Source organism: Kitasatospora sp. NPDC057738, assembly GCF_042798815.1.
In the GTDB taxonomy this organism is placed as follows: Bacteria; Actinomycetota; Actinomycetes; order Streptomycetales; family Streptomycetaceae; genus Kitasatospora; species Kitasatospora lactacystinica.
Genome location: NZ_JBHVJT010000017.1, coordinates 77,567 through 86,916, shown reverse-complemented (window position 1 = coordinate 86,916; position 9,350 = coordinate 77,567). Strand labels below are relative to the sequence as shown.

The 9,350-nt window shown below is 73.3% G+C and carries 7 protein-coding genes and 1 riboswitch; of the genes, 6 read left to right on the top strand and 1 reads right to left on the bottom strand.

Going from position 1 to position 9,350, the window contains the following annotated elements; translation table 11 throughout:
- Positions 1-216: 216 nt before the first annotated feature.
- Positions 217-1,116, top strand: coding sequence for a histidine phosphatase family protein (locus ACFVGO_RS11985; protein ID WP_359904556.1), 900 nt, complete (start codon positions 217-219; stop codon positions 1,114-1,116).
- Positions 1,117-1,144: 28 nt separating this feature from the next.
- Here the strand turns inward: ACFVGO_RS11985 and ACFVGO_RS11980 are convergent, their stop codons facing one another.
- A complete protein-coding gene (locus ACFVGO_RS11980; protein ID WP_359904578.1) occupies positions 1,145-2,107 on the bottom strand; it encodes a helix-turn-helix domain-containing protein in 963 nt (320 codons plus the stop codon).
- Positions 2,108-2,527: 420 nt separating this feature from the next.
- On the opposite strand from ACFVGO_RS11980, the gene ACFVGO_RS11975 reads away from it, so the two are divergent.
- The 5 genes from ACFVGO_RS11975 (at position 2,528) to ACFVGO_RS11955 (ending at position 9,001) form a co-directional block, all read left to right on the top strand.
- Positions 2,528-3,022, top strand: coding sequence for an N-acetyltransferase (locus ACFVGO_RS11975; protein ID WP_359904558.1), 495 nt, complete (start codon positions 2,528-2,530; stop codon positions 3,020-3,022).
- Between the two features lie 74 nt (positions 3,023-3,096).
- Positions 3,097-4,161, top strand: a complete 1,065-nt coding sequence (locus ACFVGO_RS11970) for a DUF2510 domain-containing protein (protein WP_380355808.1) — start codon at positions 3,097-3,099, stop codon at positions 4,159-4,161.
- Positions 4,162-4,419: 258 nt separating this feature from the next.
- Positions 4,420-6,396, top strand: coding sequence for a glycosyltransferase family 2 protein (locus ACFVGO_RS11965; RefSeq protein WP_359904564.1), 1,977 nt, complete (start codon positions 4,420-4,422; stop codon positions 6,394-6,396).
- Entirely contained in the window at positions 6,396-7,703 is a 1,308-nt protein-coding gene (locus ACFVGO_RS11960) for a glycoside hydrolase family 26 protein (RefSeq protein ID WP_380355805.1), read from the top strand. Before ACFVGO_RS11965 ends, ACFVGO_RS11960 begins: the two co-directional genes overlap by 1 nt.
- A gap of 62 nt (positions 7,704-7,765) precedes the next feature.
- Positions 7,766-9,001, top strand: a complete 1,236-nt coding sequence (locus ACFVGO_RS11955; RefSeq protein ID WP_359904570.1) for a ricin-type beta-trefoil lectin domain protein — start codon at positions 7,766-7,768, stop codon at positions 8,999-9,001.
- A gap of 65 nt (positions 9,002-9,066) precedes the next feature.
- A riboswitch (cobalamin riboswitch) is annotated at positions 9,067-9,210 on the top strand.
- The last annotated feature ends 140 nt before the right edge of the window (positions 9,211-9,350 follow it).

Here is a 9,350-nt window from a genome sequence, read left to right as displayed (position 1 = left end):
ACCGGCTCGAGGTTGGGGAGGAAGAGCGGAAAAACGCGCGGGAGCGTGGGGGGGGGTATGGGTTGGCGGGGGCCGCGCTTTGTGCTCGCCCCTCTTTCTCTGCGAACAGGGGGGAGGGCGCCGCGATCATATGTATGAACAGGCGTGCACGCCGGGCACCACCAGACCGGACCGGCATCCGGCCGGAACCTGATCGACCACGGGGAGCTCGCGGCCATGGCAGAACTCGGCACCACCCTCAACGGCCAGCACCAGTCCACCCAGAGCCAGCACCACCACGCCACCACCCAGGGCCAGCACGGCGCCACCCAGGGTCAGCGCGGTGCCGCCCACGGCCAGCACCCCGGCGGGCAGGGGCAGCACCCCGGCGGCCACGAACAGCACGGCAGCACCCACCGCCCGGCCGCCGCCGGCCGGCTGCCGTCCCTGCTGATCGCCACCCGGCACGGGGAGTCCACCGCCAACGTCGAGTTCCAGCTGGCCGAGGCCGCCGGAGCGCTCAGCGTCCCGATCAGCTGCCGCGACGCCGACATCCCGCTGTCGCTGCACGGCCGGCAGCAGGCCCAGGCGCTCGGCCACTGGTGGGCCGCCCTGCCCAGCGCGGACCGCCCGCGCAGCGTCTGGTGCTCCCCGTACGTGCGCACCGCCGAGACCGCCCGGATCGCGCTCGCCCAGGCCGCCGGGCTCGGCGCCGTCCCGGTCACCCTGGCCGTCCGGTACGACGAACGGCTGCGCGACCGGGAGCTCGGCATCCTGGAGATGCTGCCGAAGGCCGCGATCGAGGCCAAGCACCCGGAGGAGGCGGCCCGGCGGCGCAAGATGGGCGAGCTGTACTACCGCCCGCCGGGCGGCGAGTCCTGGGCCGACGTCGCGCTGCGGGTGCGCAGCCTGCTGCGGGACCTCTGCGAGGAGGAGGCCGGGCGGCCCGTCCTGGTGGTCGCGCACGACTGCACGGTGCTGATGCTCCGCTACGCGCTGGACCGGCTCACCGAGGAGCAGCTCACCGCGCTCGGACCGGTGCACAACTGCTCCACCAGCCTGTGGCGGGCCCAGGACGGGCGGCTGCGGCCGGACGGCTGGAACGGGGTCGGGCACCTGGTGCCCGGCGGGGACTGACACCCCCTCGGCCCGCCCGGGAGTCCCCTCAGCCCGCCCGGGGCTCCGGCTCGGCGAAGCAGCGCCGGTAGGCCAGCGGCGTGGTGCCCAGCCGGCGGCCGAAGTGGTGCCGCAGGGCGGCCGCGTTGCCGAAGCCGCAGCGGGCGGCGATCGCGTCCACCGGCTCGGTGGTGGACTCCAGCAGCCGCTGGGCGAGCAGCACCCGCTGGCCGACCAGCCAGCGGTGCGGGGTGGTGCCGGTCTCCTGCTGGAAGCGGCGGGCGAAGGTGCGCGGCGACATGTGCGCCCGGGCGGCCAGCTGCTCGACGGTGGCCTCCTCGGCCAGGTGGTGGCGCATCCAGTCCAGCAGCGGGGCCAGCGAGGCGTCGGCGGCCTCGGGCAGCGGGCGGTTCACGAACTGGGCCTGCCCGCCCTCCCGGTGCGGGGCCACCACCATCCGGCGGGCGATCTCCCGGGCCACCTCGGCACCCTGCACCTTGCGCACCAGGTGCAGGCAGGCGTCGATGCCGGCCGCCGTCCCGGCGGAGGTGATCACCGGGTCGTCGTCGACGTACAGCACGTCCGGCTCGACCGCGGTCAGCGGGAAGCGCTCGGCCAGCGCCGCGCTGTGCCGCCAGTGCGTGGCGGCGCGACGGCCGTCCAGCAGCCCGGCGGCGCCCAGCACGAAGGCGCCGCTGCAGATGGACAGCACCCGGCCGCCGCCCTCGACCACCCCGCGCAGCGCCGCCAGCAGCGGCTCCGGGTAGTCGCGGCGGATGCTCGCCGCGGTGACCACGGCGAGGTCCGCCCCGGCGAGGCGCTCCGGGCCGTACGGCACGTCCACCGCGAAGCCGGAGTGGGTGGCGTGCGGCCCCGGACGGGCCCCGGCGATCGCGAAGTCGTAGCCCGGCAGCCCGTCGGCGGTGCGGTCCAGGCCGAACACCTCGCAGGCCACGCCCAGTTCGAAGGGGTGGACCTCCTCCAGCACCACTGCGACCACGTTCTTCAGCATGCCCACCAGGATGCCCCCGGTGCCCGCCCCGGCGGAAGGAACCGGATGGCAGGATTTCGAGGTGATCGGTCGTTCCTGCCACTCGTGGCCGCGGTGCCGCCCGGCCACAGTGGTGCCCATGGACAGCGACACCCTCATCGGCGCACTCGCCATGACCGCGGCCGTCGGCGGTTTCGGCCTGCTCGGCCTCCTGATCGGCCGCGAGACCTCCAGCGGCCCGGCGGCCGGCCGCGACAACTACCACCGCCCGGGCGGCTACCCGGCCGACCAGGCCCGGCCCGAGCGGCTGTACGGCACCGCCGGCCCGTCCGTCGCCCGGTCCGCCGCCGCGCCCGCCGAACCGTTCACCGAACCGTCCGCCGACCCGATCGGTTCGACCCCGGAGGACCGCCCCGCACCGGCCTCCGGCACACTGGCCCGATGGACTTCCTCATCCGCCAGGCCCTCCCCGAGGACCTCACCGACGCCGGCCGGATCACCGTCGAGGCCTTCGTCGGCGACGGCTTCACCAACCCCACGAGCACCTACGTCGAGCTGCTGCGCGACGCCGGGCGACGGGCCCTGGAGGCCGAACTCCTGGTCGCCGTCGACGCGGCCGGAGCCGGGGTCCTCGGCTGCGTGACCTTCGCCGTCGGCGGCACCGAGTGGGCGGACATCGCCTCCCCCCGGGAGGGCGAGATACGGATGCTGGCCACCGCCGGCGCCGCCCGGGGCCGGGGCGTCGGCGAGGCCCTGGTCCGCGCCTCCGTCGCCCGCAGCCGCGACCTCGGCCTGGCCGGCATGGCCTTCTCCACCCGCCCGGAGATGACCACCGCCCACCGCCTCTACGAGCGGGTCGGCTTCCGCCGCACCCCCGAGCGCGACTGGGCCCCGTACCCGGGGATGGACCTGATGGTCTACACGATGGCGTTCTGACCCGGCATCGACTGCCGCACGCACTTGGTGACTTGAAATGACCATCCGATCGGCTCGCTGCTAGTATCCGCCGCATGACGACGGGGAGTGTGCCCAGCGGCTGGTACGAGGACCCTTCCGGGCAGGCCAACACGCTGCGCTGGTGGGACGGTTCGACCTGGACCGACAAGGTTCAGGCCAAGCCGGGCGGTGGCACGCCCGCGAACCCGTTCCCCGGCCATACCGCCCAGAGCGCCGCCGCGCCGACGGCCGCCGCCCCGGTGGCACCGGTTCGACAGCCCGTTCCCCCGGTGCCGGCCGCGCCGACGCCGCCTTCCGTGCCGACCCAGCCCGTCGCACCGGCGGCGCAGGCCGCGCCCGCCGTTCCGGGTCCCAGGCCGATTCCCACCTCGGTGGTGTTCGAGACCGTCGAGCCGGACCGCACCAAGCGCCGGGTGCTCCTGGCCGTCGGCGCCGTGGTGCTGTCGGTGGCCATGGCGGGAGCCGGCTACGTGGTCGGTCACAAGACCGCCAAGCCCGGCTCGGCGAAGGCCGATCCGACCGCGTCCCCGACGGTCGCCGCCGACCCCAAGAGCCCGAACGGCTTCATGGGCACCGCCCTGACCGGCGGCCAGCAGCTGCCCGGCGGCCGGCAGATCGTCGGCCAGGACTCGAAGATGAACTTCATGCTGCCGCAGGACTGGCAGGTCCAGGTCGACGCCAAGGCGCCGAACGAGGTCCGCTACGCGGTCAGCCCGTACGCCTGCGTGGGCCACGGCAGCGGAGCCTGCACCCGCGGCCTGGTCGTCCAGAACCTCCGGGTGTTCAACGGCGGTTGGTCCGATCCGAAGTCGCTGGTGCTCGGCATGGGCCAGCTGCTCTACAACACCCGCTACGGCGCCGACGCGCCGGCGCCGCCGGAGCCGGTCAAGCAGTCGGCCGTCAAGATCCAGGGCATGGACGGCTACCTCGCGCTGTGGCACGTCCCGATGTCCAGCGCCTCCTCCACGCCGGACAGCTACTGCGGCGTCCTCCAGGTCACCCCGGCGGCCGGGGCCACCACCGTCCCCGTGCTCCAGATCTGCCTCGACCAGGCGGCGGAGGCTCCCCCGCTGGCACTGATGGACCAGATCGCGAACTCCGTCAAGATCACACCCTGACGCTCGCCCCACCCGCGGGCCCGCCCTCCCGCGGAGCCCGCGGGCGCTGGTGCGCCCGGCCCCGGCCCCGGCCCCGGGCTGAGATCGCTCGACCACGGCCCGTATGCTGACCGATTGAACGACTATCAGCGAGGCCCCTGAGGGGCGCCGACACGCCGTTGCCGCCGAACGGCGGCCGGGTGTCCGGCGCCGGTGGGCGGTGACAGAGCAGGGAACCAGCGCTTCGGTACGACGGAGCGGCTGTACGGGGGTTGACTGGTGGATTCCACCGACGAACGGGCGGCGAAGCGGAGCAGCCGGGTGCGCGGACGCCACGGACGCGTCCTGCCCCGGTCCCGGCACGAACGGCGCATCGTCCGCCGGGACGTGCGCAACAGCGCGGCCCAACGGGCCTACGTCGCATGCGCCGAGACCGTCGGCCCGCTGACCCCCGGTGAGGACGGCGCCGCCGTTCGCTACCGCTCGGTCTCCTCGCGCGGCGTCACGTTCGTCACGACCCTCCTGGTGACCGTCAACGCACTCGCCGGCCTCGCCTTCGTCGGCTGGCTGCTCCTTCCCGAACACATTCCCGGCTCCGGAGTGGGCTGGTCCCCGGACTGGCGGATCAACCTCGCCAGAATCTGCTTCTGTGCAGTTATCACGGTGGAAGTCATCCGCTTGGTTCAGAACCTCGCGGTCTGGGTCTTCGCGTTCCGTGCCAAGGACCCGGTGCCGGTCACCCCGCCGCCCGGTCTGCGGGTCGCGGTGCTCACCACGATCGTGCCCTCCAAGGAGCCGATCGAGATCGTCGAGCGCACCCTCGCGGCGATGCTGCGGATCGAGTACGACGGTCAGGTCGACGTCTGGATCCTCGACGAGGGCGACGACGACCGCGTCAAGAAGATGGCCGCCCGACTCGGCGTCAACCACTTCAGCCGCAAGGGGCGCCCGGAGTACAACCAGGCCGAGGGCGAGTTCCGCGCCAAGACCAAGTCCGGCAACCACAACTCCTGGCGCGCCGAGCACGAGCACGGCTACGACGTGGTGGCCCAGATGGACCCGGACCACGTCCCGCTGCCCTGCTTCCTGGAGCGCACCCTCGGCTACTTCCGCGACCCCGACGTCGCCTTCGTGGTCGCCCCCCAGGTGTACGGCAACATGTACGACAACTGGGTCGCCCACGGCGCCTCCGTGCAGCAGTACCTGTTCTCCGGTCTGGTCGAGCGCGGCGGCAACGGCATGGACGCCCCGCTGCTGATCGGCACCAACCACCTGTACCGGCCCAGCGCCTGGCAGCAGATCGGCGGCTACCAGGACTCGATCATCGAGGACCACCTCACCAGCATGCGGGTCCAGGCCTCCGTCAATCCGGGGACCGGCCAGCGCTGGAAGGGCGTCTACACCCCCGACGTCCTCGCCGTCGGCGAGGGCCCGACCTCCTGGACCGACTACTTCAACCAGCAGAAGCGCTGGGCCTACGGCATCTGGGAGATCCTGCTCAAGAGCCGGCTGCGCTCGGGCATCAAGCTGCGGCTCCGCCAGCGCGTGCTCTACGGCCTGGTCCAGTTCTACTACCCGAGCGTGGCGCTCACCACCGTCCTCGGCAGTCTCGCCACCTCCGTCTACCTGGCCCTCGGCATCACCTCCATCCACCTCAACAGCACCCACTGGATGGCCCTGTGGGGCGCCAGCATGGGCAGCTGGCTCGTGCTGTGGCTGTGGCTGCGCCGGTTCAACCTGGCCGCGCACGAGCGGCGCGAGATCGGCATGGCCGGCATGGGCCTCGCCCTGTTCGCCGGCCCGGTCTACGTGGCCGCCGCGATCGCGGCGCTGCTGCGCCGCCCGCTCGCCTACGCCGTCACCGCCAAGGGCGACCTGCGCAGCGCCGAGTCGCTGTCGACGTTCCGGCTGCACCTGCTGTGGGCGGCGGTCGCGGGCGGACTGCTCGGCGCGAGCTTCACGCTGCACCACGACATCTGGATCCTGCGCTTCTGGGCCGGGGTCAGCCTGTTCACCGGCCTCGCGCCGCTGGCGATCTCCTTCGTCGGCGCCCGCCGCGAGGCGCGGGCCCAGCGGGCCGTCGCCGCCAGGGCCGCCGACACCGCCGAGGAACTCGTGACCGCGTCCCTGCCCGTCCAACGGACCGAACCGCCGCACGCCGGGGAGACCGCCCCGACGGCCGTGGAGGAGGACGGCTTCGAGGAAGGACCGGAGCCCGCCCGGGTCGGCGGCCGGCCCGAGCGGGGGGCCCGCTGATGCTGCGGATCACCGTCCCCCGGATCGCCGCCCTGCTCGCCCTGGTGCTGATGGTCGGGTACACCTTCGTGCTCGCGCCCCGGCTCTCCCGCAACCACGACCAGGACCCGTACAGCTTCGCCGGTGCGGCCCCCACGGCGATGCCGGGCTGGCTGACCAGCGCCCTGGCCGCGTCGCCGTCCCCGTCCGCCACCCCCACCACGCCGGGCGCGACCGCCGCCCCGCCGCCCCCGCCGCCGCAGTTCCCGCCGGCCGGCGGCGCCTTCACCGGCATCATGACCAAGCCCGGCCCGTACGACCTCGGCCCGCTCGACGAGTTCACCGCCGCCGTCAAGCACCAGCCGAGCGTGCTGGAGTTCTCGGTCGGCTGGTGGGACCGGAAGTTCGACCGCCGGGTGTTCGACACCGTCGCCGAGCGCGGCATCATGCCGATGGTCGCCTGGGAGCCCTGGGACTACCGCAAGGAGGCGAAGGAGGACAAGCTCCGCGGCGAGCAGCCGGAGTACGCCCTCTCGAACATCATCGACGGCAGGTTCGACGACTACATCAGGACCTGGGCCGAGGGCGTCAAGGGCCTCGGCTACCCCATCGCCCTGCGCTTCGCCCACGAGATGAACGGCTACTGGTACCCCTGGACCGAGCAGGCGAACGGCAACCGGAAGGGCCAGTACGTCCAGGCGTGGCAGCACGTCCACGACATCTTCAAGCAGGTCGGCGCCACCCGGGTCACCTGGGTGTGGAGCCCCAACGTCGACTACGAGAACGCCACCAGCCTGAACACCCTCTACCCGGGCGAGGACTACGTCGACTGGGTCGGCCTGTCCGGCTACTACGGCACCACCGGCGTCGAGAAGTACAAGTCGTTCGACCAGATCTTCCAGCCGACCATCGAGCAGATCCGGGCGTTCACGAAGAAGCCCGTGGTGATCACCGAGACCGGGGCCACCGACACCTCGGGGCTGAAGGCGCAGTGGATCACCGAGATGTTCGCGCAGCTCCCCCAGCACCCCGACATCATCGGCGTGATCTGGTACGAGTCGCGCAAGGAGGTCGACTGGCGGGTCGCCGCGTCCGGCGCCGCGTCCGAGGCGTTCGCGGCCGGGGTCTCCGCGCCCCGCTACAACACGCCCTGGACCATCCGCTCCCTGCCGGCCCTGACCGCCGCGCCGCCGGCCCCCGCGCCCGCCCCGACGCCCGATCCCCCGACCACTCCGAGCCCGACGGCCGGCTCCACCACGAAGCCCCCCGCCAAGAAGCCGACCTCCCCCGCGACCCGGCCCCGGTCGAGCTCCACCCCCGCCGGGTGAGCGCGCCGCCGAGCCGGCCCTCGTACCGGCCGACAACACCGCAGCAGGGAGGCGAGAACCCCATGACCACCACCCCCGCCGTACCCGGAACCGGGCGCGCGACCCGGCGCTCGTGGTGGTGGCTCGCGCCGACCATCGTGATCGCGCTGATCCTGTGCGCCGTGCTGCTCCCCCGGGACCGCAGGCAGCCCGACCAGGCCGCCCCCGCGGTCGCCCCGCTGCCGGCCGCCACCGCCGGCGAGATCTGCTCCACCGCGGAGAACCGCTACCCCGCCCAGGCCGTCGACTCCGGCCGCTACCTGATCAACCCGAACGAGTGGAACGCCACCGGGGGCCTCTGCATCAGCGGCACCGACGGCGGAAGCGGCTTCCGGGTGACCCGCAGCGGCATCGGCCCCGCCAGCCTGACCGACCCGGACCGCGGCCCCGGCGCGTACCCGCACATCAGCACCCAGCTCCAGCCCGGCACCGGCCCGCTGCCCATCGCGGTCGACAAGTTGCGCTACGCCACCAGCAGCTGGCGGACCACGCAGATCGACAGCGGCGTCTACAACGCCTCGTACGACGTCTGGTACAGCAACAGCCGGACCAGCTGCTCCTTCACCGAGAGCGCCGAGCTGATGATCTGGCTGCGCGGGAACGGCAAGACCCCGTTCGGCCGGCAGGCCGGCGAGCTCCAGGTCGGCGGCGCCTCCTACCGGGTGTACGAGGCGCCGAAGAAGAGCAGCCACACCCTGATCACCTACGAGATGGCCACCAGCGCGACCTCCGTCACCGACCTGGACCTGCGGGCCTTCACCCGCGACGCCGTCCAGCGCGGCTACGTCCCGGCGGGCTCGTACCTGTGCGCCGTCCAGGCCGGTTTCGAGATCTGGGACGGGGGCGCCGGGCTCAGCAGCGACTCGTTCTCGTTCCAGGCCGCCGCCGGGCAGCCCAGCGGCGCGATCACCTCGGCCCTGCCCGGTCTCTGCCTGGACAGCCGGGTGGCGGGCGATCCGGCCGCGATCGGCGCCGGCACCTGCGACGGCTCGCCCGCGCAGGCGTGGACGATGGGGGACGACGGCTCGGTGGGGCAGAGCGGGCGCTGCGTCGAGGATCCGGGCCTCGGTTTCCCCGTCCTCACGGACTGCACCTCGCGTCCCGACCAGCGCTGGCGGGTGACCCCGACGGGGCAGCTCGCGAACCAGGGCACCGGGCGCTGCGTCGAGAATCCGGGCGCCGCCGCGAGCGGGACCGCCCAGGTCCGGATGCGCCCGTGCGAGGCCCGCACAGGCCAGGAATGGCACCCTCCAGCCTGAGCAGTTTATCGCACACACAGTCGAACAACTGTACTTCGCGACACAACATGTGGGGCTGCATCGGACTCACGGCACTAGATGTATGCTCGTCCCTGCTGTCGATGCAGGGGAACCCGGTGCGAGTCCGGGACTGCCCCGCAGCGGTGAGCGGGCGGCTCCACGAGCCCTCCCCGCGAGTCCGAATACCTGCCGACGGCGTGCCACGGGCCCTCCCGCAGAGGCCGGCAGCACGAGCAGTTTCCTTCCGGGCCTCGCGGGCGGGCCGGGGATGCCACCGTCGCGCGGACGCCGCTTGCGCCCGCGTGCGTGCTCCCCTGCCCCGATCGGCCCGGTACCCCCGATCACCGCC